This is a genomic window from Sulfitobacter rhodophyticola (assembly GCF_041281685.2).
Classification (GTDB): Bacteria; Pseudomonadota; Alphaproteobacteria; order Rhodobacterales; family Rhodobacteraceae; genus Sulfitobacter.
On the sequence record NZ_CP166251.2, the window covers coordinates 2,622,581 to 2,647,524 of the forward strand.

Sequence of the window (24,944 nt, forward strand, 5' to 3'; positions counted from 1 at the left end):
GCCAACACTGGGCGGCAGCCTGCATCAGGTCAAGCCGGATCGCTTCGGCCTATTCAGCGACCTGAGCGCCATAGCCGAGGGGCAGCGACGTCTCCTTGCCGCCCTCTATATCCGCATCCTCACCCTGTTCAGCGAGGAACCTTTCCGCTTCGAGCGCTGCCATGCAGCCCATGCCGGCAGAGGTCACGGCCTGACGGTACTTGTGATCGGTCAGATCGCCTGCAGCGAAGACACCGGGGATGGAGGTTTCGGTGCTGTCGGGTTTGGTCACGACATAGCCACCCATATGCGTTTCCAGCACGTCCTTGACCAATTCGTTCGCCGGCGCGTGGCCGATGGCGATAAACACGCCCTTGGCGGGAATGTCGGTAATCGCGCCGGTCTTGGTATGTTTGACCTTCACCCCTTCCACGCCCGGAGGTGTGTCGGTGCCGTAGACTTCATCCAGCTCGTGGAACCAAAGCGGCTCGATCTTTGGGTTCTTCATCAAACGGTCGATCAGGATTGCCTCTGCGCGCAGCTCATCACGGCGGTGGATCAGCGTGACCTTGGAGGCAAAATTGGTCAGGAACAGCGCTTCTTCGACCGCTGTGTTCCCGCCGCCCACGACGACGATCTCCTGACCGCGATAGAAAAAGCCGTCGCATGTCGCACAGGCGGAAACACCAAAACCCTTGAATTTCTCTTCCGTTTCCAGCCCAAGCCACTTGGCCCGCGCACCCGTCGCAAGGATCACCGCATCGGCGACGTAGGTTGTGCCGCTGTCGCCGGTGGCTTTGAAGGGGCGGCCGGACAGGTCCAGATCGGTGATGATGTCGCCGATGATCTCCGTACCCATCGCCTTGGCGTGCGCTTCCATGCGCACCATCAGGTCGGGCCCTTGCACCTCTGTGTCACCGGGCCAGTTCTCCACTTCGGTTGTCGTCGTCAACTGGCCGCCGGGCTCAATTCCCTGCACAAGGATGGGGTCCAGCATTGCGCGGCTGGCATAGACACCTGCGGTATAGCCCGCCGGGCCGGAGCCGATGATCAGAACCTTGGTCTTGCGTGTGTCGCCCATGTGGCACCCCCAAATCACTCAATGCAGCACCGCCCATATAGCCCCCGCCGCGCCGCGCTTAAACCCCTCTCTTGTTCAGGATGTCGTGCGGTCGAGATTTACAGTTGATCGGTACTACCGAAAGAATCTTGCGCATGTGCGAAATATTATTGCGCTTACTAAGGGGGGTGATAGAAGAATCGCAAATTGAAAGGGGCATTCAATGGCAGGGACACGGCTTGATCCGATCGATCGGAAAATTCTGGCTGAGTTGCAGGCGGACGGGCGCATGACCAACGTGGAACTTGCCAAACGCGTGGGGATCTCAGCGCCGCCTTGCCTGCGCCGGGTGCGCACGCTGGAAGAGCAGGGGTACATCAAAGGCTATCACGCCGAGGTCGATGCACGCGAACTGGGGTTCGAGGTGCAGGTTTTCGCCATGGTGGGGCTTGCCAGCCAGGCGGAAGTCGACCTGAGCGCCTTCGAGGAGAAATGCCGGGGCTGGCCCTTGGTGCGGGAGTGTCACATGCTCAATGGTGAGGTCGATTTCATCATCAAATGCGTGGCGCCCGACCTGTCCAGCTTCCAACGGTTCCTGACCGGAGAGCTGCTGACCACGCCGAACGTGGCCAGCGTCAAGACCAGCCTTGTGATCCGAGATGCAAAAGATGAGCCGGGCGTGCCTTTCGACGTCCTGGAACAGCGGCTTCAGGCGGACGCCTGACCCTATTCAGGCGCTTCAGGTGCGCGGGGATGGGCCAGCGGGCCAAAGTCCGTCACGTGGCCAATGCGCGGGAACATCGCCAAAAAGCGGTCCCGCAAGGTATGTGACACCGTCCGTGTGGCATTTGCACCGGGGTGGAACGTCTCCATCTCGATCCCGCCTGCGTTGACGGCGGCGTGGCGATCCAAACAGAAATGGAACAGGCGCACGGGGGTCGGTGGGACCACTTCGATCACATTCACGCCGTCCACGAATTCACGCACCGGTGTCAGCATCCGGGTGCCGCCCGCTTCGGACCGCAGGTGATGCGGCGTGTGCAGCACGCGGGCGCCCGGTCCGACGGTCAGGAACGAACTGGGTCGGCCTTCGCCGAAACTGTCCGCCATGATGCGGATCAGCGGTGTGCGGCGGCCTGCATCTGCGGGCACGAAATTGGTTGAACCGATCCAGATCAGTTCTGCAGGCTCTCCGGTGGAGGTATTGATCATATCGCCGGGTTGCAGGTCCTCGACAGCGATGTTGCCTTCGGTTGTCTGGATCAGGGTTCCGCGCGCAAAGGCGGAGAACGCGGATTCAAAAAGGGGCAGTGCCGGTGCGCGGTCCTGTCCGATATAGAGAGACCCATCCGCCCGCAGTGCCGCGACTTCGTAATTCCGCATCGGTTGGTCAACGGCCGCCTGCGGCGCGCGGTAGCCCTGCGGTCCCATCATGGAAAGGCGTGCGGAATTGCGTGGTGTCGACGTCAGGCGCGTGGCCCTGGCAGCGTGTGGTGTCATGCGAAAAGCCTTTACAGGTTAGTCACATCCGCGTTGGCCCCCACCAACAAGCACGGAAGAAACGGATGGCGTCACTAAGGTCTTGATGTGAACCAAAATCGCCCGCCCGGGCTTCTATTGTCAAAGTTTTGCTGACATTCGCGCCATATTTAGCGCCAATTTGCAGAAATCTTGCCTTTCTGTTTCCTTATTTTGGCAAAGGATCGCCCTAATTCGCAGAAAAAGAAAAGCCCCGCATGCGAATCAACGCATGCAGGGCCGTGTCCCCGGACACCTTAACCTGAATGTTGGCCGCCCGCGCGGGGCGCGCGGGATCAGCTTGCTTTCAACTTGGGTGCTTCGGCTGCAGTGCGCTTGGCGATGAATGCCGCGCGGCGCGCGCCACGGGCCCACGGCATGACCGTGTCGTCCTTGGCTGCGGTTTCGATGACACCTTTGATGAAGCGTGCGTTCGTTTTCATGGCTCTGATCCTCTGTTGATCCGTTTGGGGCATTTGCCCTTGGTTAAGAACCACTATGACGCTGCAATCGGGCCGGTTTTGGGCGAAATCAAAGAATTTTGGTTAAAAATCAGCGTGTCAGTCATCAGATTGTGGCTGCACCCGTCGTTTCCTAAAATTACATGTATTTCAGTATGTTAGTACTGTCTGTGGCCAATCCTTCCATTTGAGCGTGTATTGTTTCCAAGAATGTGACGGGCTTTGGGGCGCTCAGGGGGCAGGGTTCGCCGTAATTTGGCCCCCTTCAACCGGGGTTACAGGCGGATGGCCGCAATCAATCGCCCGTAATCTGCCTCGCGCGCATGGGTGGCGCGGCGGTAGGAATAGAATCGCGTAGGATCCGCATAGGTGCAATGGCGCGTCCATTCTGCATGACCCACGCCCGCGTCGCGCAGGCAGTGCAGCCCGAAGGCGGGCAGGTCGAACATCATCCGGTCGTCCTTTCCGCCTGCAAAGAACCGGGCAAAGTCGGGGTCCTCTGCAAGGAAGTCTTCGAAGAACTCTGGCCCGACTTCATAGGCGGCCTGACTGATCGAGGGGCCGATGACCGCGTGGATGTTGTCGCGACGCGCGCCAAGGTCCTCCATTGCCGCCACTGTGGCCGCCAACACCCCATCCAGCGCGCCGCGCCAGCCTGCATGCGCCGCGCCGATCACGCCCGCCTTGGCATCGGCGAAAAGTACCGGCTGGCAATCGGCCGTCAGCACCGAAATTGCCACGCCGGGGGTCGCTGTGACCAACCCGTCCGCTTTTGGCGCGTCCGTCAGGGGGCCGGTCACCGGAATGGCGGTTGCGGAATGAACCTGATGCACGCCCAATAGATGATCGGCCTCCACACCCATCGCTTCAGCCACACGGGCGCGATTGATATTTACGATCTCGCTCTGATCGCTGCTGCCACGGCCACAGTTCAATCCGGAAAATACGCCCGATGATGCCCCTCCGCGTCGGGTGAAAAACCCGTGACGCAGTGGGGCAAGGCTGTCCGAGGTGATAATCTCAAGCGTCATGGTTCAGTCCCCGGCGGCGGCGCACCGTCAGAGGGGTAGAGCGCCAGCACCTTGAACAGATTTCCCATTTCCGCAGGGTGGGTCAAGCGCCGATGCGCGGCGACGTGTTGGTCAAGCGCGGCGTCGCCCATCGATTGGGCGAGTTGCTGCGCGCGTGCCGTGATTCCCAGCCGTTCAAGGAAGAGGCCCTGCGCGGTCAGCCTGGAGAATGCGCAAGGGGCGGCCATCGCCAGTGCTTCGAAATCCACATGCGCGGTCAGGTCCGCCTTGCCGGGGTCCTGAAGGGGATCGACCGGTTCGTGATCCCGCACGGCTTGCAAGGTGTCGCCCACGCTGCGCCAGTCGCCGTAGTCGATGATCAGCGCCGCCCCGCCATGCGCCGCGATACGCTCTCCCAATGCGGTGATCACGGGTGCCGCGCTGCTGCGTTCCTCGATCAGGTCGCCATCGCGCGTGTCTTCCAGCCTGTCCTTCAGGGCCGGTTGCGGTTGTGCCGGGCCCAACCCGAACATCAAGTCGCCTTCCTCAAGCCCGACCTGCCGTTCCCGCCAACCCGCGCCGTCACGCACGTATTGGCGGATCGGCAGCGCATCGAAGAATTCGTTCGCGATGGCGAAGGTGGGCTGGTCCGGCAGGAGGGCTGCGTCAGCGCGCCATTGTATGTCATACCCTTCCAACGTGATGCGCTGCGCCTCCTGCATGGCCGGTGATGCCTCCACCAGCGTGACCTGTGCCGCCTCGACAAATCCCGGCACCTGCCGGGTGGCGCGCAGCATGTCAGCCATCAGTGTCCCGCGACCGGGGCCGAACTCCACCAGCGAAAAGGGGGTGGGGCGGCCTTGATCCAGCCAGCATTGCGCCAGCGACAGGCCTATCATTTCGCCAAACATCTGGCTGATCTCGGGTGCTGTGATGAAATCCCCCGCCTGTCCGAAGGGGGTGCGCGTCGTGTAATAGCCCAGCGTCGGATGCAGCAGGCAGGTGGTCATGTAGGTATCGATGCGCATTGGGCCGTCCGCCGCGATCTGCCCCGCGATATGCGCCTTCAGGCTCATGCGGGTTTGCGCGACCGCAGGATGAAGCCCAGCCCGATCAGGATCATCGGCAGGCTCAGCATCTGGCCCATGGTCAGACCGTATCCGCCGATCTGCCACGCCAGCCCCAGCGGATTGCCTTCAGAGACGAATTGCGCATCCGGTTGCCGCACGAATTCCACCAGGAACCGCGCCGCGCCATAGCCTGCCAGAAACGTCCCGCCGATCCGCCCCGGTGCCTTGAGCGCGCCACGCCGCCACGCCATCCAGATCAGCAAGGCGCCCAGCAGCAATCCTTCCAACAGTGCTTCGTACAGTTGCGACGGATGGCGCGCGCACATGCCCGCCACATCCGGGCAGTATTGGGCGGCATCACCGGGAAAGGCGACAGCCCACGGCAGATCGGTGGGTCGGCCCCAAAGTTCCGCGTTGACGAAGTTCGCCAGACGTCCCAGCAGGATGCCGGGGGCAAGGCCCAGACACACCATATCGCCGGTCGATACTGCCGACACTTTCTTGCGCCAGCAGAACGTCACAAAGGCGATGATGACCCCAAGTGCGCCGCCGTGGAACGACATTCCGCCCTGCCAGACCTGCAAGATCTCCGCCGGATGCGACAGGTAATAGGCAGGTTGATAAAACAGCACATATCCCAACCGACCGCCCAGAATCACGCCAATGATGACCCAGAACAGCAGATCCTCGACCTGTTGGGCCTCCATCACCGGTCGTTCATTGCGCCACAGACGCGGCGTCTTTACCGCGCGCAAGGCAATCCGCCAGCCAACCAGAATACCGACGATATACGCCAGCGCGTACCAGCGCAGCGCGAATTCCATGCCGAAAGCGGAGATCGTGAAAATCTCGGGTGCGACATCGGGGAAGGGAAGCATGGCGATCATGTCCGTGATCAACCGCGCCCGCGCGGGGAAGTCAACCTTGTCCGCAGCCTGCTTTGCCCCCATATAGTCTTCAAGCCAAAGCGGAGAAGCAGCATGCAAACGCGTAACAAGATTTTTGACGACATCTCACAATTGATGACAAACGCGATGGGCGTGGCCCAGGGCGCCAAGGACGAAGCCGAAACAGCCATGAAGGGCATGATGGACCGCTGGCTGGCCGATCGTGATTTCGTGACCCGCGAGGAATTCGATGCCGTGCGCGCCATGGCGCAGAAGGCCCGCGAGGAGAATGAAGCGCTCAAGGCGCGGCTCGACGCGTTGGAAAACGGCAAGGGCTGACAGCTTTTGCCTGACCATTGAATGAACTTGGCCCTGTGGCCCCGTTTTGCCGTCCGGGCACCGCAGCATGTCCCTTGACTTTGCGTCAGAGTCCGCTGTTACCCACAAGATATTGCAGTTATCCGCAAGGAATTGTGGTTATCCCCAAGAAAGGGGGTTGCCACAACGCCCTCATGCCAGCACCATATGTGGTAGGGGTGTCGGACACACCGACGTCTCCTTGTACAGGCATCCAATTCTGGTCGGGCAAATCAGGATTGGACACAATAAAAAGAGGTGTCGCAAATGGCGCTGACTGAGCATTATTTGGAGGATGACCTCCATCCCATTGATATCGTTGAAACCCTCGCCAGTGATAACGCCTGGGAGTTTGATCGCATCGCTGACGATCAGATTGCCATGGTGGTTGAGGGGCTTTGGCGGACCTATTCGATCACGTTGGCGTGGTCGGGTTACGACCAGACGCTGGGCCTGATCTGTTCCTTCGATCTGGACCCACCTGATGACCGGCTTCCGGCGCTCTATGAACTGCTGAATGCAGTTAACGACCAGTGCTGGGCAGGCTCCTTCACCTATTGGGCGGAGCAGAAGATGATGGTTTATCGCTATGGCCTGATGCTGGCCGGGGCGTCTGATCCGTCGCCGGAACAGATCGATACGATGATCGGTGGTGCGGTCTTCAATGCGGAGCGGTACTACCCTGCGCTGCAGCTGCTGATCTGGGGTGACAAGACCCCCAAACAGGCGCTTCAGGTCGCCATTGCGCAGGCCTACGGGCACGCGTAACACTGCCCCCGATAAAAGGGGGATGGTGGATGAAGGACAGTCGGATAGCCGCGCAGGGGCTGGTGCTGCTGGGCTGCGGGAAGATGGGCTCGGCGATGCTGGCGGGTTGGTTGGCGCGGGGACTGCCGCCCACATCTGTCTGGGTACAGGATCCACACCCCTCCGACTGGTTGGCAGCCCAGAGTGTGCACCTGAACGCTGAATTGCCACAATCGCCTGCACTGGTGCTGGTCGCGGTCAAACCGCAGATGATGGGGGATGCGCTGCCCTCCATGGCAGGGCTGGGGAACGGGAAGACCGTCTTTGTTTCCGTGGCCGCCGGTACGCCGATTTCCTATTTTGAACAGACCCTTGGCGTACAGACCCCGATTGTGCGCGCGATGCCGAACACGCCTGCGGCGATCTCAAAGGGGATCACCGCGATCGTGGGCAATGATGTTGCAGGCTCCGGCGCGCTGGACGAAGCGGAACTGCTGCTCAGCGCCGTGGGCGAGGTGGTGCGGTTGGAGACCGAAGGCCAGATCGATGCCGTCACCGGCGTCTCCGGTTCCGGCCCGGCCTATGTGTTCCACATGATCGAATGCTTGGCCGCGGCGGGCGAAGCCGAAGGGCTGCCCGCAGCGCTTGCACTGCAACTGGCCAAGGCGACCGTAGCGGGCGCGGGGGCGCTGGCCGCTGAGGCTGAAGAAGACCCAGCGCAATTGCGCATCAACGTCACCAGCCCAAATGGTACGACGCAGGCCGCATTGGAGGTGCTGATGGACAAGGATAGCGGTTTTCCCGCGCTCTTGAAGCGTGCGGTCAAGGCCGCAACTCACAGATCAAGGGAACTCGCCCGTGACGGATGACATCGGCTTTGAAGAATTTTTGAAAGTCGATATCCGTGTCGGCACCGTGATCCGGGCCGAACCCTTTCCCGAAGCACGCAAACCTGCCTTGAAGCTCTGGATTGACTTCGGCGCGGAGATTGGCGAACGCAAGACCTCTGCGCAGATCACCGATCATTATACGCCCGATGCGCTGATTGGCCGACAGGTGGTTGGTGTCGTGAACTTCCCGCCGCGCCAGATCGGCCCGTTCATGTCAGAAGTGCTGGTGCTGGGGATTTCAGATGCGCAAGGGGCGATTGTCCTGCTGGCCCCGGATCAACCCGTGCCAAACGGCGGGCGCATGCACTAGGGCGCGTCCGGGGCACGATCACCCACGGCTTCCCGCCAGTGCCTGCGACAGAGCGAGATGTAGGATTCATTCCCGCCAATCATGACCTGCGCCCCATCGTGCAAAACCTGCCCGTCCGCATCCTTGCGCACCACCATCGTGGCCTTCTTGCCGCAATGGCAAATGGTGCGGACTTCGCGCATTTCGTCTGCCAGCGCCAACAGGGTCGCAGAGCCCGGAAACAGCTGCCCGCGAAAATCGACCCGCAGGCCGAAACACATCACCGGCACGCCCAGATCATCCACGGCGCGCGCCAGTTGCCACGCTTGTTCGGTTTCCAGAAACTGCGCCTCGTCCACAAAGACACAGGCGCAGGGGCCTTCGGCAAAGCGTGTCCGGAGCTTGGCAAACAGATCTTCGCCTGGTGCGAATGTATCGGCCATCTCTCCGATCCCGATGCGGGAGGCGATGCGCGCCTGACCGGCGCGGTCATCCACCTTCGCCGTAAGCAGGTAGGGCTTCATCCCCCGTTCGACATAGTTGTGCGCGGCCTGCAGCAGCACGGTCGATTTACCGGCGTTCATGGTGGAGTAATGAAAATAAAGCTTGGCCATGCAGCATGTGTTACGCACAGCCGTCTGGCCAAGCAAGTCAGAACGATCGGGAGAGTCACAGGTCCATGGACCGACTGTCGCGGGGGGCGACCTGCGGGCCCCCTTTACCCGCAGAAATCCATGACCTTACCCATCCATCGTGGGGACAATGGTTACTGTATAACGCCTTCGTCCTTGTGAGGCGCAAAATGAAAATGACATTTGGGGGCGAAAGGGTTAATGGGAAAAACACGAAAGGGTTCCCCATAGCAGATGGGCTCCCTCAGCGGAGATGATGGGACGCACCTATGGCCGGGATTGGCAGCTATCTTAAGAAACACACCGAAGCGCTGGTCAAGGACGTGGGCATTGAACGTGCTTGTTCGCTGACCGGCAAGTCCAAGGCGACGCTGGGGCGATATTATTCCGACAATGACGAACATGCGGACCGGTTCATGCCGATTGACGCCGTGGGGCAGCTTGAAAGTGCGGCCAGCTATCCGCATGTCACCGGCGCCCTTGCGGAGATCTGCGGCATCAGTCTTCAGTTCGATGATCGACGTCCCAATTCGGACCGTACCGGCGGGGTGAATTCGGACGTGATCGCGCTCAGCCAACGGTTCGCGATGCTGATGGCCGAATACCAGCAATCCATGGAAGACGGCCGGATCACGGTGAACGAAGCCAAGCGGTTGCTCAAGGAAACCACGATGCTGCAACAGGTTCTGGTGGATATGAAGCTGAACCTGGAGGAGGAGAGTGACTGACACTTTCCCGGCACTTCGGGACGACGCATTGCCGCAGATCGACAGCGACGCGCTGAAATCAGACGATGATCCCGGACACAAGCCACGGATTCTATTGCTCTATGGCTCCCTTCGGGAGGCAAGTTATTCCCGCAAGGCCGCTGAGGAATCCGCAAGGATCCTGCGGCTTTTGGGCTGTGAAACGCGGATGTTTGACCCCGCAGGCCTGCCTTTGCCCGATGGCGCCTCCCCCGATCATCCGAAAGTGGTGGAGTTGCGGGAATTGGCGGTCTGGTCCGAAGGCATGGTGTGGTCGTCGCCGGAACGGCACGGGGCGATGACAGGCATCATGAAGGCGCAGATCGACTGGCTGCCCTTGTCATTGCAGGGTGGCATCCGGCCCACGCAAGGAAAGACGCTGGCGGTGATGCAGGTCTCCGGAGGGTCACAATCCTTCAACGCCGTGAACCAGATGCGCATCCTTGGCCGCTGGATGCGCATGGTCACGATCCCGAACCAGTCAAGCATTCCGAAAGCCTGGCTTGAGTTTGACAAACACGGGCGGCTGCCCGAGGGGCCTTTTTACGCCCGGATCGTGGACGTGATGGAAGAGCTGGTGAAATTCACCTGGCTTGTGCGAGGGCGGTCAGATTACCTTGTTGATCGATATTCGGAACGTGTCGAAAGCGTTGCAGAGGTCCACAAAAGGGTGTCTTTGAAAGACGTTTGACGAACGGCGAAAATCGCCTACCCGTGACGTTCCACAATCACGGACCCCACCGAATAACCGGCCCCGAACGAACAGATGAGGCCGGTATCGCCGTCCTTCAAGTCATCGGAATACTTGGAGAACGCAATGATTGACCCGGCGGATGACGTGTTGGCGTAATCCTGCAGGATATTGGGTTGTTCGCCCGGTTCCGGCGTGCGCCCCAGAACCTTGCGGCCAATGAAATCATTCATGGACTTGTTGGCCTGATGCAACCAAATCCGTTTGAGGTCAGAGGCTTGCACGCCATTGTCGACCATGTGTCCGGCGATGTGGTCGGACACCATGGGCAGCACTTCCTTGAATACCTTGCGGCCGTTTTGCATGAATTGCATGTCACGGCGATCCGCCACCCCATCCGGGCGGGAGCGGCGCAGGAAGCCGTTGTTGTTGCGGATGTTGTTGGAAAACTCGGTGGCGCAACGTGTCGACTTGATCTCAAAATACGGTCCAGTGGCGTCTTCCGTGCGTTCGATCAGGCTTGCCGTGGCCACATCGCCAAAGATGAAATGGCAGTCACGGTCGCGCCATTCCAGGTGGGCGGAGCATATCTCCGGATTGACCACCAGCGCGGAGCGGATGGAGCCGGAGCGGACCATGTCCGCGGCGGCCTGTATGCCAAACGTGGCGGAGGAGCAGGCGACGTTCATGTCAAAGGCGAACCCCTTGATATCCAACAGCTCTTGGATCTCGATCGCAACGGCCGGATAGGCCCGTTCTAGGTTGGACGCCGCGCAGATCACCGCGTCCACGTCTGCGGCGGTTTTCCCGGCGGCCATCAGCGCCTTTTGCGCGGCGTCCAGCGCCATTTCCGCCATCAGCGACGGTTCATCATCACTGCGCTGGCGCAGCAGTGGATGCATGACCTCGGGATCAAGAATACCTGTCTTGTCAATGACATACCGCTGCTCGATACCGGATGCCTTCAGGATGAAATCCTCTGATGAATAGGACTTTGCGGGCAGGTCACCGGCTTCAATCGCATCAGCGTTCTGCGTATTGTAAAGGTCAACATAGGCATTGAAAGCCTCGACCAGTTCGGCGTTGGTGATGACCTGATCGGGGGTGAAGACGCCTGTACCGGTGATCGCGGGTGTGTACATCTGGTTTCTTTCTATTGTCTCAAGCGCTTACGGGGCGTCTATGATGTTGATAACGTCATAGCGGGTTTGCGCCAGCCTGTGTGCGTCGGGTGGTGCGCGAAAGTGTTAACGAAAACGGGGCGGGTATACCACGTCTGATATGATGTGGGGGCAATCCGGCCTGTCTGCTACCCTTGTAGTGCCTTCACGCCAATTTCGTCCTCCGCCTGCGCCTTGATGGCGAGTGCGGCGGCATGGGAACCGGCGGCGGTCGTGTAATAGGGGATCTTGTCATACAGCGCGATGGAGCGGATGGATTTGCTGTCCTCGACCGCCTGCGCGCCTTCGGTGGTGTTCATCACCAGATGCACGGCGCCGTCCTTCATCATGTCGGTGATGTCCGGGCGGCCTTCATAGACTTTATTCACGGTTTCACAGGGAATGTCATGCGAGGACAGCCATGTCGCCGTGCCGCGTGTTGCAACGATGCTGAAACCCTGATCAAGCAGGATATTGGCGGCACTCAGCACATCGTCGGTCTTGTCGGCATCCTTGATGGAAAGAAATGCACACCCCGCGCGGGGCAAAAGGGTGCCCGCCCCCATCTGCGCCTTGAGGAAAGCGCGCGGGAAATCGCGGTCCCAGCCCATGACCTCCCCGGTGGAACGCATTTCGGGGCCAAGCAGCGTATCGACGCCTGGAAAGCGCGCGAAGGGAAGGACCGCTTCCTTGACTGAAAACCACGGCATGTTCGGATCCGCCAGCGTCATCGGGTCACCCAGCGGCAAAACATCCGCGTAGGAGCTTTGTTCGGGGTAGGGCGCGCGCAGCGGGAAGTCGCTCAGCTTCGCACCGGCCATGATGCGGGCGGCGATGGAAGCGATGGCGGAATCGGTGGCCTTGGCCACGAAAGGCACGGTGCGGGAAGCGCGGGGGTTCACCTCGATCAGGTAGATCACGCCGTCCTTGACCGCGAACTGGATATTCATCAGGCCAACGACGTTCAGCGCCTTGGCCAGCGCGCGGGTCTGGCGTTCAACCTCCGAGATGATGTCCTTGGACAGCGAATAGGGCGGCAGGGAACAGGCGCTGTCGCCGGAGTGTACGCCTGCCTCTTCAATGTGCTGCATGATGCCCGCCACATGGACGTCCGTACCATCACAGAGCGCGTCCACGTCAAGTTCCACCGCACCGGAAAGGTAGCTGTCGAGCAATACGGGGCTGTCGCCGGAGACAACCACGGCGGAGGTGATGTAACGTTCGAGGCTGGGCATGTCGCGCACAATTTCCATCGCCCGGCCGCCCAGCACATAGGAGGGGCGGATCACGAGAGGGAAGCCGATTTCTTCGGCGATCTTTAACGCCTCATCGTCGGTGCTGGCGATGCCATTCTTGGGCTGCTTGAGGTCGAGAGACTGCACAAGCTGTTGAAAACGCTCGCGGTCCTCGGCCAGATCAATGGCATCGGGCGTGGTGCCGAGGATGGGGATGCCCGCGTCATGCAGGGCGCCGGCGATCTTGAGCGGGGTCTGGCCACCAAACTGGACGATCACCCCATGCAGGGTGCCGTTCTCCTGCTCCACCCGCAGGATTTCCATGACATGCTCAAACGTCAGCGGCTCGAAATACAGGCGGTCGGAAGTGTCATAGTCGGTGGAGACGGTTTCGGGGTTGCAGTTGACCATGATGGTCTCAAAACCCGCGTCCGTCAGCGCATAGCAGGCGTGACAACAGCAGTAGTCGAATTCGATCCCCTGTCCGATGCGGTTGGGGCCACCGCCAAGGATGACGACCTTTTTGCGGTCGGAGGGGCGCGCTTCGCATTCCACGTCGCCCATCATGGGGGCTTCATAGGTGGAGTACATATACGGGGTTTGCGCCTCAAACTCGGCTGCGCAGGTGTCGATGCGTTTGAAGACAGCGACCACACCTGCGGCTTGCCGTGTGGCGCGGACCTGATGTTCCTTCATTTCCGCCAGCTTGGCCAACCGGGCGTCGGTAAAGCCCATCATCTTGAGACGCCGCAAACCTGCTTCATCGGTGGGAAGGCCATCTGCCTTCACCTCCTCTTCAGCCTCGATGATCTCGCGGATGCGGGCAAGGAACCATGGATCGAACATGGTCACCCCGTGGATGTCATCGTCAGACATGCCGTGCCGCATGGCCTGTGCGATGGTGCGCAGGCGGTCCGGCGTCTGCCGGGAGATGGCTTTGACGAGGGCCGCGCGATTATCGGGCGACATCGGCGTGCCTTCATCGGTGGCGGTGACGCCGGGGATGGTGATTTCATCAAACCCGGTCAGGCCTTCTTCCATGGAAGCCAGCGCTTTTTGCATGCTCTCGTGGATGGTGCGGCCGATGGACATGGCTTCGCCGACGGATTTCATGGCTGTGGTCAGGTTTGGTTCAGACCCGGGGAATTTCTCAAAGGCGAATTTGGGGATCTTGGTGACGACGTAGTCGATCGTTGGCTCGAACGACGCGGGCGTGACACCGGTGATGTCGTTGTCCAACTCATCCAGCGTAAAGCCCACGGCCAGCTTCGCGGCGATCTTGGCGATGGGGAAACCGGTGGCCTTTGAGGCCAGCGCGGAGGAGCGGCTCACACGGGGGTTCATCTCGATCACGACCATGCGGCCATCGACGGGGTTCACCGCCCATTGCACGTTCGATCCACCCGTTTCCACCCCGATCTCCCGCAGGACCGCGATGGAGTGGTTGCGCATGATCTGGTATTCCTTATCCGTCAGCGTCAGCGCGGGCGCGACGGTAATGCTGTCGCCGGTATGCACGCCCATGGGGTCCACGTTTTCAATGCTACAGACGATGATGGCGTTGTCGGCGGTGTCGCGCACGACCTCCATCTCGAATTCCTTCCAGCCCAGCAGGCTTTCATCGATCAGGATCTGGCCCATGGGCGAGGCATCCATGCCGCTCCGGCAGATGGCCTCGTAATCCTCGCGGTTGTAGGCCACGCCACCGCCGGTGCCGCCCATAGTGAAGGCGGGGCGGATGATGGCGGGCAGGCCGATGTCTTCGAGCGATTCCAGCGCGAGGGCCACACCGGCGGCAAGGTCTTTCTTGCCGTTTGCATCTTTCGGTGCGGTGCAGATCGTGGCGCGGGGGTTTTCGATGCCAAGCCGGTCCATTGCTTCGCGAAAGAGCTTGCGGTCCTCGGCCATCTCGATGGCGTCGCGCTTGGCGCCGATCATCTCGACGCCGAACTTCTCCAGAACGCCCATTTCTTCAAGCGCGAGCGAGGTGTTCAGCCCGGTCTGCCCGCCCATGGTGGGCAAGAGCGCGTCGGGGCGTTCCTTTTCGATGATCTTGGCGACCATTTCGGGTGTGATGGGTTCGATGTAGGTGGCATCGGCCAGACCGGGGTCAGTCATGATCGTGGCGGGGTTGGAGTTGACGAGGATGACCCGGTAGCCTTCCTCCTTCAGCGCCTTGCAAGCCTGCGCGCCCGAGTAGTCGAATTCGCAAGCCTGTCCGATGACAATGGGGCCTGCACCAATGATCATGATCGACTGGATGTCGGTACGTTTCGGCATGAGCGGCAGCCCCCTTATGTGCAAATTGTCTGCGTTATAGGGATGGAGCGTAGAGGTGCAAGGGGGGATGACCTGCAAGTGTCGGCGCTTGGGGCATCCGACCGTGTTGAGCGGCATGCGCCGCACGTGGTTTTATTGATTTGCCTCCGCCAAATCCGTTGCGAGACGCTGTCTCGCGCTCTGGGATATTTCAGGAGAAAAGAGGGGCATTCAGGCGTCGAGGAACACACGCAAGGAGGCTTCGAATTCGCGGGGTTTTTCGGCGTGGAGCCAATGGCCCGCACCTGGGAGTTTGGCGAAGCGGGCGCGGGGGAAAAGCGCGCGGATATTCGGGCGGTGGTCGGGGAGGACGTAGTCGGAGGCGCCACCGGAAAGGAAGAGGGTAGGGCCATCGAAGGGGCCGTGCAGGTCCTCTGGCCAGCCGATGATCTTGTCCATTTCAGCTTCCAGCGTATCGAGGTTGAGGCGCCATGCCTTTTTCGGCACGTCGAGGGACTGGGTGAAGAAGCTTTGCAGGCTGCGGTCGATCCCTGCGGCGGCCAGTTGGCTTTCAGCGTCGGAGCGGCGGGTGAGGGAGGCGAGATCCACGGTGCGCATGGCGTCGATCATGGCTTGCTGGGTGTGGGCATAGGCCACCGGTGCGATGTCGGCGATGACGAGTTTGCGGATCAGATGTGGCTGGGTGAGGGCGAGGGCCATCGCCGCCTTGCCGCCCATGGAATGACCGCAAAGATCAACCGGGCTGCCGATATGGTCAGCAAGTTCCGCAAGATCATCAGCCAGTTCAGGATAGCTGTGGGTGGGCATGCGGGGGCTGTTGCCGTGGTTGCGCAGATCGGGGGTAATGGTGCGCCCCCGGTCGGACAGGCGCTTGGCGATCACGCCCCAGTTGCGGCCTGACCCGTAAAGGCCATGAACGATGACCAGAGGGGGGGTGTTTGTGGCATCTGTGCCGAATTCGGAGTAGCTGAGCATGGCTTTTCGTAGCGCCATTGCGGCAAACGCACCAGTGGGATTAAAAATGTAGCATGATGGATTACCGCGACATACCCATGAAGGCCGAGGCCGTGCGCGCATTGATGGAAGACCGGCTTGGCATCAAGAGCCGCGATCTGGGCCATGCCATGCGCAAGGGGCGGCGGTTGTTGCCACGCGCCATGCGCAAACAGGGCGCTGTTCTGGTTGCGGCGGATCGCGCGGCGCGAAGCCCCAAGACCGCACGGCAGATCAACCGGGAAAAGGTGCTGCTGGCTTATGAAGTGCTGACCAACCATCTGCGGGCCATCAACGTGAATGCGCAGCGGCGCGACCGGATCCTGCGGCTGGCAGGCGGCATTGCCTTCCAGATATTGCTGCTTGGCGTGGCCTTTGTCGTTTATCTATGGTGGCGGGGACTGGTATGAGCGTTGTGCGGATTGTGGCCAATCTGGCCACCGGAGATGTGCAGGGGATCGCGGCCTTTTACAGCGATTTGCTGTCGCTCAACATTCTGATGGATCAAGGGTGGATCGTGACGCTGGGGGGCGAAGAGCTTGCGCCAGTGCATCTGAGCGTGGCGTCCTCGGGCGGCAGTGACATGCCCGTTCCGGACCTGAGCGTACAGGTCACCGATCTGGACGAAGTGTTCGAGCGTGCGGAGGCGATGGGAGTGCCGATTGCCTATCCTGTCACGCAGGAGCCTTGGGGCGTGGTACGCTTCATGGTGCATGACCCGATGGGGCGGCTCGTCAACATCATGAAACATAGCTGACCCTAGCCATACTGCGCGTCGGTCACCGGTTCCAGCCAGTCGGCGGCGGATCCGTCCTGCGCTTCTTGCAGGGCGATGTGGGTCATGGCGCAATCGGGTGCGGCCCCATGCCAGTGTTTTTCCCCCGGCGGGATCCAGACGACATCACCCGGGCGCAGCGTCTGGATGGCCTTTCCATCGGTCTGCGCGCGGCCCACTCCGGCGGTGATGATCAGGGTCTGGCCCAGCGGATGTGTGTGCCAGTTCGTGCGCGCGCCCGGTTCAAACGTGACCGTTACCCCGTTCAGCCGTGCGGGTTCCGGCGCGCTGATCAGCGGGTCAAACCGCACGTCACCGGTAAAGTATTCTGACGGGGCGGTGGCAGAAGGGCGGCTGCCTGCGGGGTGGATGATCATGTCGCGTCTCCTGGGTTGGATTGCGGCAGCCTAGCCCGCGATGCAGACATGAAAAAGCCCCGGATGGGCGCATCCGGGGCTTTCACCTGAACAAGGTGCTATGGCCTAGAGGTTCGGATAGAGCGGGAACTTCTCACACATCGCTTCAACTTCGGCCTTCACCTTGGCTTCGACCGCGCCGTTGCCCTCTTCGCCGTTGGCGGCAAGGCCATCGACCACTTCGATGATCCAGTCGGCGATCTGGCGGAACTCCGCCTCGCCAAATCCGCGGGTGGTGCCAGCGGGGGAGCCGAGGCGGATGCCGGAGGTGACCATGGGCTTTTCAGGATCAAACGGCACGCCGTTCTTGTTGCAGGTGATATGCGCGCGGCCCAGTGCCTTTTCGGTCGCGTTGCCCTTGACGCCCTTGGGGCGCAGGTCCACCAACACCACATGGGTGTCGGTGCCATGGGTCACGGTGTCCAGCCCGCCCTTGATCAGCTGATCGGAAAGCGCCTGTGCGTTCTTGATGACCTGCTGGATGTAGGCCTTGAATTCCGGCTGCAGCGCCTCGCCAAAGGCGACAGCCTTGGCGGCGATCACGTGCATCAGCGGGCCACCCTGAATGCCGGGGAAGATGGCGGAGTTGAATTTCTTCGCCAGCGCCTCGTCATTGGTCAGGATCATGCCGCCGCGCGGGCCGCGCAGGGTCTTGTGGGTGGTGGTGGTGGCCACATGGGCGTGCGGGAAGGGGGAGGGGTGTTCGCCCGCCGCCACGAGGCCCGCAAAATGAGCCATGTCCACGTGCAGCCAGGCACCGACGCTGTCGGCAATCTCGCGCATGCGCTTGAAGTCGATCTGGCGCGGGATGGCGGAGCCGCCGGCGATGATCAGCTTCGGTTTATGTTCGGTTGCAAGTTCCTGCACCTGATCGTAGTCCAGCAGGTTGTCCTGCTTGCGCACGCCGTACTGGATGGCATTGAACCATTTGCCCGACTGGTTGGGCGCGGCTCCGTGGGTCAGGTGGCCGCCCGCGTCCAGCGACATGCCCAGGATGGTATCGCCCGGCTGCAGCAGCGCCTGGAACACGCCCTGGTTGGCCTGCGAGCCGGAGTTCGGCTGCACATTGGCGAAACCGCAATTGAACAGCTTGCAGGCCCGTTCGATCGCCAGTGTCTCAGCCACATCGACGTATTCGCAGCCCCCGTAATACCGCCGCCCGGCATAGCCTTCGGCGTATTTGTTGGTCATCACCGACCCCTGCGCTTCCAGCACGGCAGCAGAGACAATGTTTTCAGAGGCGATCAATTCGATCTCGTGGCGCTGCCGACCCAGTTCACCGGTAATGGAAGCCATCAGTTCGGGGTCAGCCTGAGCAAGCGGAGAAGTAAAGAAGTCTTTCATCGGTTTATTCCTTCATGAAGCGGGCCACGCACGCCGGATTGCACTGTCTCCTAACGGAAACCGCGGTGACCGGGAAGGCTGTAAAACGACGCAGGGGTTTGCGCTTGCGTCAAAGCTGGCGGTCAGATGGATTATGTGGTTGGAATAAGGGAAAACCTGTCCGATCGGAAACTTCGCCATGGCGTCAATACATACATCCGGCAGCCCATGCCGCTGAAGATCGCCTTCATGGCCAGCAGTGCGACGGTGGCGCAGACTGCGCGTGCGGGGCTGATCGGACGCTACGGGGACGTCCCCCCGGAAGAGGCGGCGGTGATCGTGGCCCTTGGCGGGGACGGGTTCATGCTGCAGACACTGCATGACACGCAATCCCTCGCCACGCCGGTCTACGGAATGAACCGGGGCACGATCGGTTTCTTGATGAACGCCTATGGCGAAGGCGATCTGATCGCGCGGCTTGAAGCCGCTGAACGCGCGGTGATCAACCCCCTGGAAATGAAGGCAACCCATCACGATGGCACCACGTCGACCGCCCTCGCCATCAACGAGGTTGCACTGTTGCGCGCAGGGCCGCAGGCGGCAAAGCTGCAGATCTCCGTTGACGGACGGCTGCGGCTGCAGGAACTGGTGTGTGACGGCGCTTTGGTCGCGACGCCTGCGGGGTCCACGGCCTATAACTACTCCGCCCATGGTCCGATCCTGCCCATTGGTGCGGATGTACTGGCATTGACCGCCATGTCGGCTTTCCGTCCCCGCCGCTGGCGTGGCGCGTTGCTGCCCCAAAAGGCCGTGGTGCGATTTGACGTGCTGGAGCCGGAAAAGCGCCCGGTGATGGCCGACGCGGATGGCAAAAGCCACCGCGACGTGATCGCGGTGGAGATCCGGTCAGACCCCAGCGTGGCGCATACGATCCTGTTTGATCCGGGCCACGGGCTGGAGGAACGGCTGATCCGGGAGCAGTTTACCTGAGTACCTGCACTTCACCCCCCATCTTTTCTCCCAAAATATCCTCGCCGAAGGCTTGAAATGCCCCTGAAGGGCATTTCAATTCCTGCGCCGTGCTTAACCATAATGCGCGACAGGCGTGCCTGCGATCGCCCCCACGTTCAGCAAGCCCCGGGCGGTGATCGACGGCGAGACGATATGCGCCCGGTTGCCCATACCCATCAGGATCGGCCCGACTTCCAGCCCGCCGCCTTTCATTTTCAGGATATTGCGCACGCCTGATGCCGCGTCCGCATGGGCGAAGATCAGCACATTCGCCGCCCCCTCCATCCGGTTTTCGGGCATCAGCCGCGCGCGCAGTTCTGCATCCAGCGCGGTGTCGATGTTCATCTCGCCCTCGTAGCAGAAATCCGCCTTTTCCGCATCCAGAAGACCAATGGCTGCACGCAGGCGGCCGCCGGTGCCGTCGCCCTGATTGCCGAACTGGCTCTGGCTGCAGAAGGCGATCTTGGGTTCGATCCCGAAACGGCGCACGTGCCGGGCCGCCCCGCGGGCGATCTCGGCGATCTGGTCGGGGGTGGGATGCAGATGTACCTGCGTATCTGCAACAAACAGCGGCCCGTCCTCCAGGATCATCATGCTGAGAGCGCCTTGCGGGTGCAGACCGTCACGGCCCAGCACCTGTTCGACGTAGTTCAGATGCCAACGGAATTCGCCAAACGTGCCGCAGATCAGGCTGTCGGCCTCGCCCCGGTGGACCATCACCGCGCCGATGGCGGTGGTATTGGTGCGCATGATCGCGCGGGCAATGTCGGGGCTGACGCCGCGTCGGCACATCAGGTGGTGATAGGTTTCCCAATAGTCGCGATAGCGCGGGTCGTTCTCCGGGTTCACCAGATCGACATTGTCACCCAGTTTCAGCATCAGGCCCGCGTGTTCGATCCGGCGCTGGATCACGTCGGGGCGGCCGATGAGAATGGGTGTCTCCACGGTTTCCTCGATGATCGCCTGTGCCGCGCGCAGCACGCGTTCGTCCTCGCCCTCGGCAAAGACCAGACGGCGGGGTGAAGACCGGGCGGCTTCAAACACCGGGCGCATCAGCAACGCGGACTTGAAGACCGATCCGTCAAGCTTTTGTTTGTAGGCTTCCAGATCGTCGATGGGCCGGGTGGCGACGCCGGTTTCCATCGCGGCGCGGGCCACGGCGCTGGACACCACACCGATCAGACGCGGGTCAAAGGGTTTGGGGATCAGGTAGTCGGCCCCGAAGGTCATCTGCTCCCCCTGATAGGCCGCCGCCGCTTCGGCGGAGGTGGTCGCGCGCGCAAGTGCAGCGATGCCTGCCACGCAGGCAATCTGCATTTCGTCATTGATCACGGTGGCCCCCACATCCAGCGCACCGCGGAAGATGAAAGGAAAACAAAGCACGTTGTTGACCTGATTGGGAAAATCGGATCGCCCTGTGGCGATGATCGCGTCCGGCGCGATATCCCGCGCGAGATCGGGCAGAATCTCCGGCGTGGGGTTGGCCAGCGCAAAGATGATCGGACGCGGGGCCATCTGCGTGATCAGCTCGGGCTTCAGCACGCCGGGTCCGGACAGGCCCAAGAACAGGTCAGCCCCGCCAATCACATCATCCAGTGTGCGCAGGTCGGTGTCCTGCGCGAACTCGGACTTGATCGGGTTCATGTCGACCTCGCGGCCCTTGTAGACCAGCCCGTGAATATCACAGAGCCATACATTTTCGCGCTTCACGCCCAGCTTCAGCAGCATGTTCAGGCAGGCGATCCCCGCCGCACCGCCGCCGGTGGAGACGATCTTGATATCCTCGAACGTCTTGCCCGCCACGTGTAGCGCATTGGTGACGGCCGCGCCGACGACGATGGCGGTGCCGTGCTGATCATCGTGAAAGACCGGAATATCCATCCGCTCCCGGCAGATCCGCTCCACCGTAAAGCAATCGGGGGCCTTGATGTCTTCCAGGTTGATTGCACCGAAGGTGGGGCCAAGGGCGCAGACGATGTCGGCCAGCTTTTCGGGGTCGCTTTCATCCACCTCGATGTCGAAGCAATCGATATTGGCGAATTTCTTGAACAGGACCGCCTTGCCTTCCATCACCGGCTTGGAGGCCAGCGCACCGATATTGCCAAGGCCCAGCACCGCCGTGCCGTTGGTCACCACCGCCACCAGGTTACCGCGTGCGGTATAGGTGGCGGCGGTGGCCGGATCGGCTTTGATTTCAAGACAGGCTTCGGCCACGCCCGGAGAATAGGCGCGGGCCAGATCGCGCCCGTTGGCCAGCGGTTTGGTGGCGCGGATCTCAAGTTTCCCCGGTTTCGGAAACGCATGATAGTCCAGCGCAGCCTTGCGCAGATTGGCGTTGTCGGACATGTGTGGCTTCTCCCTTGAGGTAATAGTTTAGCGTTAAACTACTTTTTATCTGGCCGCAATTGGCGCGGTGGCTCTCGCCACTGGCTGCGGGGTTTGTCATAGTTACCGCAAAACGAGGAAGAAATGGCGACAGATTTGAAACAAGCCGCGACGGACGTGCGCGAAAATGCCCATGCGCCCTATTCGAACTTCAAGGTCGGCGCGGCAGTGCGCGGGGCGTCGGGCGCGATCTATGCGGGATGCAACGTGGAAAACGTGGCCTATCCCGAAGGCACCTGCGCCGAAGCAGGGGCCATCGCCGCGATGGTGGCCGCGGGAGAGACCGAATTGACCGAGGTCTACGTGATTGCGGGCAGTGCGCTGCCGGTGTCGCCTTGTGGCGGGTGCCGTCAGAAGCTGGCCGAATTCGGCGCAGGCGATGTGCCCGTGACCATGGCCACCAGCGGCGGGGTGGAGGAGTATACCACCCTTGGTGCCTTGCTGCCCGGTGCCTTCGGCACCGCTCACATGGAAGGCTGAGGCGATGAATGCCCAAAGCCTTCTGGCCGATCTGCGCCATGGCCGCGCCCTCGACACGGCGGCGCTGAAATGGGTGGCCGGTGCCCTTGCGGATGGCGGATTGAGCGATGCGCAGGCAGGCGCGTTTGCCATGGGGGTCTGTCGCAACGGACTGGACGAAGCGGGCCGGGTGGCACTGACGCTGGCCATGCGGGATTCGGGGCGCGTGTTGCGCTGGGATCTGGATGGTCCGGTACTGGACAAGCATTCCACCGGGGGCGTGGGCGATTGCGTGTCGCTTGTGCTGGCCCCCGCGCTGGCGGTCTGCGGCGCCTATGTGCCAATGATCTCCGGTCGGGGGTTGGGCCATACGGGCGGCACGCTGGACAAGCTTGAAGCGATACCGGGCGTGGCCACGCAACTGGATGAGGCGCGGTTTCGCGATGTCGTGGGCCAAGCGGGGTGCGCAATTGTCGGGGCCACGGCGGACATCGCGCCTGCGGACAAGCGGCTCTATGCGGTGCGGGATGTGACGTCGACTGTGGATTCACTGGACCTGATCACCGCATCGATCCTGTCAAAGAAGCTGGCAGGCGGGTTGGAAGGGTTGGTGCTGGACGTCAAGGTCGGCTCCGGCGCGTTCATGAAAGACATGGATCAGGCGCGCGCGCTGGCGCAGGCGCTGGTGGGCACGGCGAATGCGGCGGGTTGCCCGACCTCCGCCGTGATCAGTGACATGAGCCAGCCACTGGTGCCGTCGCTGGGCAATGCGCTGGAAGTGGCGGAGGTGATGCAAGTGCTGACACAAGGCCTGTCAGGCGCGATTGTTGATCTCTGCGGCGCGCTGGGCGGCGACCTGCTGGCGCGTACGGGGCTTGCTCCGGATGTGGAGGCGGGCGCGGCGCAAGTGGTCCAGGCCATCCAAAGCGGTGCGGCGGCGGAGCGTTTCGGCAAGATGATCGCCGCGATGGGCGGCCCCGTGACATTTGTCGAGACGTGGCAGCGGTTCCTGCCCGAAGCCAACGTGATCCGCGCCGTGACCGCACCGGACGGGGGCGTGGTGCAGGCCATCGAAGGCGAGGCGCTGGGCCATGCCGTTGTTGCCCTGGGCGGCGGGCGCGTGGTGGAAAGCGACCAGATCGATCCCAGCGTGGGCCTGTCCGAAGTGGTGTCGCTGGGGGCAGAAGTGCGCAAGGGCCAGACGCTGGCCGTCGTGCATGCCGCGCGCCCAGATCAGGCCGAACGGGCAATAAAGGCGGTCAGGGCAGCCTTCACGCTTGGGCCGAAAGCGCCTGAAATACCGGCGCTGCTACGCGAAAGGGTCGGCTGATGGCACGTGCGTTTCTGGTGGTGATGGATTCGGTCGGGATCGGCGGTGCGCCGGATGCGGATACGTTTTTCAACGGGGATGTGCCCGACACCGGGGCAAATACGCTGGGCCATATCGCGCGCGCCTGTGCGGCTGGTGAAGCAGAGGCGGGACGCAGCGGGCCGTTGCACCTGCCCACCCTTGCGCGCCTGGGGATCTGGCAGGCAGAGGCGCTGGCCAACGGTCGGCCCGTTCAGGGACAGGCGGCAGGGAAATGGGGGGCTGCAACGGAAGTTTCGCGCGGCAAGGATACGCCGTCAGGCCATTGGGAACTGGCCGGGTTGCCGGTGCCGTGGGAGTGGCACTATTTTCCCGACAGTGATCCGGCGTTTCCCGCAGAACTGATGGCCGAGGTGGCCGCTTTGGCCGGTGTGGACGGGACCTTGGGCAACACTCATGCGTCAGGTCTGCCGGTGATCGAGGCTTTTGCGGCGGAGCACATCCGCACTGGTCGGCCGATCTGTTATACTTCTGCCGACAGCGTGTTCCAGATTGCGGCACATGAGGAACACTTCGGGCTGGACCGCTTGCTGGCCCTCTGCGAGGCCGCCGCACCAAGGCTGCATGCGATGAAAGTTGGCCGGGTGATCGCGCGGCCCTTTATCGGTGAAGCGGGGGCCTATGTGCGGACGGAAAACCGGCGCGACTATGCGATCGTGCCGCCGGCACCGGTGCTGACGAACTGGGTGCAGGATGCAGGTCGCAGGGTGTATGGCATTGGAAAGATTGGTGATATCTTTTCGATGCAGGGGATCGACGAGGTGCGCAAGGGGTCTGATGCGGTCCTGATGGCGCATCTTGCCGATCTGGTGCGGGAGGCGGAGGGCGGATCGTTGACCTTCGCCAATTTCGTGGAGTTCGACAGCCTTTATGGGCACCGGCGCGATGTGGCGGGCTATGCGCGCGCGTTGGAATGGTTCGATGCGGAAATCGGCGGACTCATTTCGGCTTTGCAGCCCGGTGACATGCTGGTTCTGACCGCCGATCACGGCAATGACCCCACCTGGGTCGGGACCGATCACACCCGCGAACGGGTGCCGGTTCTGGTCGCGGGGCAGGGGGGCGGGCCGTTGGGTCACATGGGCTTTGTGGATGTGGCGGCCCTGGTTGCGGGTCACCTTGGGGTGGCTGTGCCTGTGGCAACCGTGGGCAGTTGAGCCGCTGAAGCGGCATTCGATTTTATTCTGATTGGAGGCCAGCC

At 61.7% G+C, this 24,944-nt stretch carries 26 protein-coding genes; 13 read left to right on the forward strand and 13 right to left on the reverse strand.

Features of this window, described 5'->3' with window-relative positions:
- Positions 1-49 precede the first annotated feature (49 nt).
- Positions 50-1,060 (reverse strand): thioredoxin-disulfide reductase, encoded by a 1,011-nt coding sequence (gene trxB / locus AB4X18_RS13850; RefSeq protein ID WP_370400640.1) that lies wholly within the window; start codon positions 1,058-1,060, stop codon positions 50-52.
- A gap of 202 nt (positions 1,061-1,262) precedes the next feature.
- Between trxB and AB4X18_RS13855 the strand changes: the two genes are divergently transcribed.
- On the forward strand, positions 1,263-1,763 hold the full coding sequence (locus AB4X18_RS13855; protein WP_370400641.1) for an Lrp/AsnC family transcriptional regulator: 501 nt from the start codon (positions 1,263-1,265) through the stop codon (positions 1,761-1,763).
- 2 nt (positions 1,764-1,765) lie between these two features.
- Here the strand turns inward: AB4X18_RS13855 and AB4X18_RS13860 are convergent, their stop codons facing one another.
- The 5 genes from AB4X18_RS13860 to lgt form a co-directional block, all read right to left on the reverse strand.
- Entirely contained in the window at positions 1,766-2,539 is a 774-nt protein-coding gene (locus tag AB4X18_RS13860; RefSeq protein ID WP_370400642.1) for a Hint domain-containing protein, read from the reverse strand.
- A gap of 314 nt (positions 2,540-2,853) precedes the next feature.
- Positions 2,854-3,000, reverse strand: coding sequence for a hypothetical protein (locus tag AB4X18_RS13865; RefSeq protein ID WP_370400643.1), 147 nt, complete (start codon positions 2,998-3,000; stop codon positions 2,854-2,856).
- 293 nt (positions 3,001-3,293) lie between these two features.
- Positions 3,294-4,049: a peptidoglycan editing factor PgeF gene (gene pgeF, locus AB4X18_RS13870; protein ID WP_370400644.1), complete on the reverse strand. Its 756-nt coding sequence runs from the start codon at positions 4,047-4,049 to the stop codon at positions 3,294-3,296.
- Entirely contained in the window at positions 4,046-5,104 is a 1,059-nt protein-coding gene (locus AB4X18_RS13875; protein ID WP_432816716.1) for a class I SAM-dependent methyltransferase, read from the reverse strand. The genes pgeF and AB4X18_RS13875 overlap by 4 nt, the downstream gene beginning before the upstream one ends.
- The gene (lgt, locus tag AB4X18_RS13880) at positions 5,101-5,985 is read right to left on the reverse strand and encodes a prolipoprotein diacylglyceryl transferase (RefSeq protein WP_370400645.1); all 885 of its coding nucleotides are present in this window, start codon (positions 5,983-5,985) and stop codon (positions 5,101-5,103) included. Before lgt ends, AB4X18_RS13875 begins: the two co-directional genes overlap by 4 nt.
- 93 nt (positions 5,986-6,078) lie before the next feature.
- On the opposite strand from lgt, the gene AB4X18_RS13885 reads away from it, so the two are divergent.
- The 4 genes from AB4X18_RS13885 (at position 6,079) to AB4X18_RS13900 (ending at position 8,289) form a co-directional block, all read left to right on the forward strand.
- A complete protein-coding gene (locus AB4X18_RS13885; RefSeq protein ID WP_370400646.1) occupies positions 6,079-6,324 on the forward strand; it encodes an accessory factor UbiK family protein in 246 nt (81 codons plus the stop codon).
- Between the two features lie 285 nt (positions 6,325-6,609).
- On the forward strand, positions 6,610-7,110 hold the full coding sequence (locus tag AB4X18_RS13890) for a YbjN domain-containing protein (RefSeq protein WP_370400647.1): 501 nt from the start codon (positions 6,610-6,612) through the stop codon (positions 7,108-7,110).
- A 29-nt stretch (positions 7,111-7,139) separates the two neighbouring features.
- The gene (gene proC, locus AB4X18_RS13895) at positions 7,140-7,958 is read left to right on the forward strand and encodes a pyrroline-5-carboxylate reductase (protein WP_370400648.1); all 819 of its coding nucleotides are present in this window, start codon (positions 7,140-7,142) and stop codon (positions 7,956-7,958) included.
- The gene (locus AB4X18_RS13900) at positions 7,948-8,289 is read left to right on the forward strand and encodes a tRNA-binding protein (RefSeq protein WP_370400649.1); all 342 of its coding nucleotides are present in this window, start codon (positions 7,948-7,950) and stop codon (positions 8,287-8,289) included. Before proC ends, AB4X18_RS13900 begins: the two co-directional genes overlap by 11 nt.
- On the opposite strand, the gene AB4X18_RS13905 is transcribed toward AB4X18_RS13900, so the two are convergent.
- On the reverse strand, positions 8,286-8,882 hold the full coding sequence (locus AB4X18_RS13905) for a thymidine kinase (RefSeq protein WP_370400650.1): 597 nt from the start codon (positions 8,880-8,882) through the stop codon (positions 8,286-8,288). The two genes, AB4X18_RS13900 and AB4X18_RS13905, sit on opposite strands and share 4 nt — an antisense overlap.
- 287 nt (positions 8,883-9,169) lie before the next feature.
- On the opposite strand from AB4X18_RS13905, the gene AB4X18_RS13910 reads away from it, so the two are divergent.
- Entirely contained in the window at positions 9,170-9,628 is a 459-nt protein-coding gene (locus AB4X18_RS13910) for a hypothetical protein (RefSeq protein WP_370400651.1), read from the forward strand.
- Positions 9,621-10,337, forward strand: a complete 717-nt coding sequence (gene arsH, locus AB4X18_RS13915) for an arsenical resistance protein ArsH (RefSeq protein ID WP_432816717.1) — start codon at positions 9,621-9,623, stop codon at positions 10,335-10,337. The genes AB4X18_RS13910 and arsH overlap by 8 nt, the downstream gene beginning before the upstream one ends.
- 17 nt (positions 10,338-10,354) lie before the next feature.
- On the opposite strand, the gene AB4X18_RS13920 is transcribed toward arsH, so the two are convergent.
- The 3 genes from AB4X18_RS13920 to AB4X18_RS13930 all read right to left on the reverse strand — a co-directional run bounded on the left by AB4X18_RS13920 (position 10,355) and on the right by AB4X18_RS13930 (position 15,987).
- On the reverse strand, positions 10,355-11,479 hold the full coding sequence (locus tag AB4X18_RS13920; protein WP_370400652.1) for a beta-ketoacyl-ACP synthase III: 1,125 nt from the start codon (positions 11,477-11,479) through the stop codon (positions 10,355-10,357).
- 167 nt (positions 11,480-11,646) lie between these two features.
- Positions 11,647-15,012 carry a carbamoyl-phosphate synthase large subunit gene (carB, locus tag AB4X18_RS13925; protein WP_370400653.1) on the reverse strand — a complete coding sequence of 1,122 codons (3,366 nt, stop codon included), beginning with the start codon at positions 15,010-15,012 and terminating at the stop codon, positions 11,647-11,649.
- Between the two features lie 210 nt (positions 15,013-15,222).
- On the reverse strand, positions 15,223-15,987 hold the full coding sequence (locus AB4X18_RS13930) for an alpha/beta fold hydrolase (protein ID WP_432817425.1): 765 nt from the start codon (positions 15,985-15,987) through the stop codon (positions 15,223-15,225).
- Between the two features lie 53 nt (positions 15,988-16,040).
- On the opposite strand from AB4X18_RS13930, the gene AB4X18_RS13935 reads away from it, so the two are divergent.
- Together AB4X18_RS13935 and AB4X18_RS13940 are read left to right on the forward strand one after the other, a co-directional pair.
- Positions 16,041-16,415 (forward strand): hypothetical protein, encoded by a 375-nt coding sequence (locus tag AB4X18_RS13935; protein WP_370400655.1) that lies wholly within the window; start codon positions 16,041-16,043, stop codon positions 16,413-16,415.
- Positions 16,412-16,762 (forward strand): VOC family protein, encoded by a 351-nt coding sequence (locus AB4X18_RS13940; protein ID WP_370400656.1) that lies wholly within the window; start codon positions 16,412-16,414, stop codon positions 16,760-16,762. Before AB4X18_RS13935 ends, AB4X18_RS13940 begins: the two co-directional genes overlap by 4 nt.
- A gap of 2 nt (positions 16,763-16,764) precedes the next feature.
- On the opposite strand, the gene AB4X18_RS13945 is transcribed toward AB4X18_RS13940, so the two are convergent.
- Positions 16,765-17,157 (reverse strand): (R)-mandelonitrile lyase, encoded by a 393-nt coding sequence (locus AB4X18_RS13945; RefSeq protein WP_370400657.1) that lies wholly within the window; start codon positions 17,155-17,157, stop codon positions 16,765-16,767.
- A gap of 105 nt (positions 17,158-17,262) precedes the next feature.
- The gene (glyA, locus tag AB4X18_RS13950) at positions 17,263-18,540 is read right to left on the reverse strand and encodes a serine hydroxymethyltransferase (RefSeq protein WP_370400658.1); all 1,278 of its coding nucleotides are present in this window, start codon (positions 18,538-18,540) and stop codon (positions 17,263-17,265) included.
- 207 nt (positions 18,541-18,747) lie between these two features.
- Between glyA and AB4X18_RS13955 the strand changes: the two genes are divergently transcribed.
- Positions 18,748-19,509: an NAD kinase gene (locus tag AB4X18_RS13955; protein WP_370400659.1), complete on the forward strand. Its 762-nt coding sequence runs from the start codon at positions 18,748-18,750 to the stop codon at positions 19,507-19,509.
- A 93-nt stretch (positions 19,510-19,602) separates the two neighbouring features.
- On the opposite strand, the gene AB4X18_RS13960 is transcribed toward AB4X18_RS13955, so the two are convergent.
- Complete coding sequence (locus AB4X18_RS13960; RefSeq protein ID WP_370400660.1) at positions 19,603-21,876, reverse strand: NADP-dependent malic enzyme; 2,274 nt, start codon at positions 21,874-21,876, stop codon at positions 19,603-19,605.
- Between the two features lie 123 nt (positions 21,877-21,999).
- On the opposite strand from AB4X18_RS13960, the gene AB4X18_RS13965 reads away from it, so the two are divergent.
- Genes AB4X18_RS13965 through AB4X18_RS13975 form a run of 3 tightly spaced genes read left to right on the forward strand, consistent with a single transcriptional unit; the run spans position 22,000 to position 24,900 of the window.
- Positions 22,000-22,395 (forward strand): cytidine deaminase, encoded by a 396-nt coding sequence (locus AB4X18_RS13965; RefSeq protein ID WP_370400661.1) that lies wholly within the window; start codon positions 22,000-22,002, stop codon positions 22,393-22,395.
- A 4-nt stretch (positions 22,396-22,399) separates the two neighbouring features.
- A complete protein-coding gene (locus AB4X18_RS13970) occupies positions 22,400-23,704 on the forward strand; it encodes a thymidine phosphorylase (RefSeq protein WP_370400662.1) in 1,305 nt (434 codons plus the stop codon).
- Positions 23,704-24,900 (forward strand): phosphopentomutase, encoded by a 1,197-nt coding sequence (locus AB4X18_RS13975; RefSeq protein WP_370400663.1) that lies wholly within the window; start codon positions 23,704-23,706, stop codon positions 24,898-24,900. Before AB4X18_RS13970 ends, AB4X18_RS13975 begins: the two co-directional genes overlap by 1 nt.
- The last annotated feature ends 44 nt before the right edge of the window (positions 24,901-24,944 follow it).

Excerpts from the sequence above, each read along its gene's own strand:
- trxB (WP_370400640.1), bottom strand. The coding sequence starts at position 1,060 with ATGGGCGACACACGCAAGACCAAGGTTCTGATCATCGGCTCCGGCCCG.
- AB4X18_RS13855 (WP_370400641.1), top strand. The coding sequence starts at position 1,263 with ATGGCAGGGACACGGCTTGATCCGATCGATCGGAAAATTCTGGCTGAG.
- AB4X18_RS13860 (WP_370400642.1), bottom strand. The coding sequence starts at position 2,539 with ATGACACCACACGCTGCCAGGGCCACGCGCCTGACGTCGACACCACGC.
- AB4X18_RS13865 (WP_370400643.1), bottom strand. The coding sequence starts at position 3,000 with ATGAAAACGAACGCACGCTTCATCAAAGGTGTCATCGAAACCGCAGCC.
- pgeF (WP_370400644.1), bottom strand. The coding sequence starts at position 4,049 with ATGACGCTTGAGATTATCACCTCGGACAGCCTTGCCCCACTGCGTCAC.
- AB4X18_RS13875 (WP_432816716.1), bottom strand. The coding sequence starts at position 5,104 with ATGAGCCTGAAGGCGCATATCGCGGGGCAGATCGCGGCGGACGGCCCA.
- lgt (WP_370400645.1), bottom strand. The coding sequence starts at position 5,985 with ATGATCGCCATGCTTCCCTTCCCCGATGTCGCACCCGAGATTTTCACG.
- AB4X18_RS13885 (WP_370400646.1), top strand. The coding sequence starts at position 6,079 with ATGCAAACGCGTAACAAGATTTTTGACGACATCTCACAATTGATGACA.
- AB4X18_RS13890 (WP_370400647.1), top strand. The coding sequence starts at position 6,610 with ATGGCGCTGACTGAGCATTATTTGGAGGATGACCTCCATCCCATTGAT.
- proC (WP_370400648.1), top strand. The coding sequence starts at position 7,140 with ATGAAGGACAGTCGGATAGCCGCGCAGGGGCTGGTGCTGCTGGGCTGC.
- AB4X18_RS13905 (WP_370400650.1), bottom strand. The coding sequence starts at position 8,882 with ATGGCCAAGCTTTATTTTCATTACTCCACCATGAACGCCGGTAAATCG.
- AB4X18_RS13910 (WP_370400651.1), top strand. The coding sequence starts at position 9,170 with ATGGCCGGGATTGGCAGCTATCTTAAGAAACACACCGAAGCGCTGGTC.
- AB4X18_RS13920 (WP_370400652.1), bottom strand. The coding sequence starts at position 11,479 with ATGTACACACCCGCGATCACCGGTACAGGCGTCTTCACCCCCGATCAG.
- carB (WP_370400653.1), bottom strand. The coding sequence starts at position 15,012 with ATGCCGAAACGTACCGACATCCAGTCGATCATGATCATTGGTGCAGGC.
- AB4X18_RS13930 (WP_432817425.1), bottom strand. The coding sequence starts at position 15,987 with ATGCTCAGCTACTCCGAATTCGGCACAGATGCCACAAACACCCCCCCT.
- AB4X18_RS13935 (WP_370400655.1), top strand. The coding sequence starts at position 16,041 with ATGATGGATTACCGCGACATACCCATGAAGGCCGAGGCCGTGCGCGCA.
- AB4X18_RS13940 (WP_370400656.1), top strand. The coding sequence starts at position 16,412 with ATGAGCGTTGTGCGGATTGTGGCCAATCTGGCCACCGGAGATGTGCAG.
- AB4X18_RS13945 (WP_370400657.1), bottom strand. The coding sequence starts at position 17,157 with ATGATCATCCACCCCGCAGGCAGCCGCCCTTCTGCCACCGCCCCGTCA.
- glyA (WP_370400658.1), bottom strand. The coding sequence starts at position 18,540 with ATGAAAGACTTCTTTACTTCTCCGCTTGCTCAGGCTGACCCCGAACTG.
- AB4X18_RS13955 (WP_370400659.1), top strand. The coding sequence starts at position 18,748 with ATGCCGCTGAAGATCGCCTTCATGGCCAGCAGTGCGACGGTGGCGCAG.
- AB4X18_RS13960 (WP_370400660.1), bottom strand. The coding sequence starts at position 21,876 with ATGTCCGACAACGCCAATCTGCGCAAGGCTGCGCTGGACTATCATGCG.
- AB4X18_RS13965 (WP_370400661.1), top strand. The coding sequence starts at position 22,000 with ATGGCGACAGATTTGAAACAAGCCGCGACGGACGTGCGCGAAAATGCC.
- AB4X18_RS13970 (WP_370400662.1), top strand. The coding sequence starts at position 22,400 with ATGAATGCCCAAAGCCTTCTGGCCGATCTGCGCCATGGCCGCGCCCTC.
- AB4X18_RS13975 (WP_370400663.1), top strand. The coding sequence starts at position 23,704 with ATGGCACGTGCGTTTCTGGTGGTGATGGATTCGGTCGGGATCGGCGGT.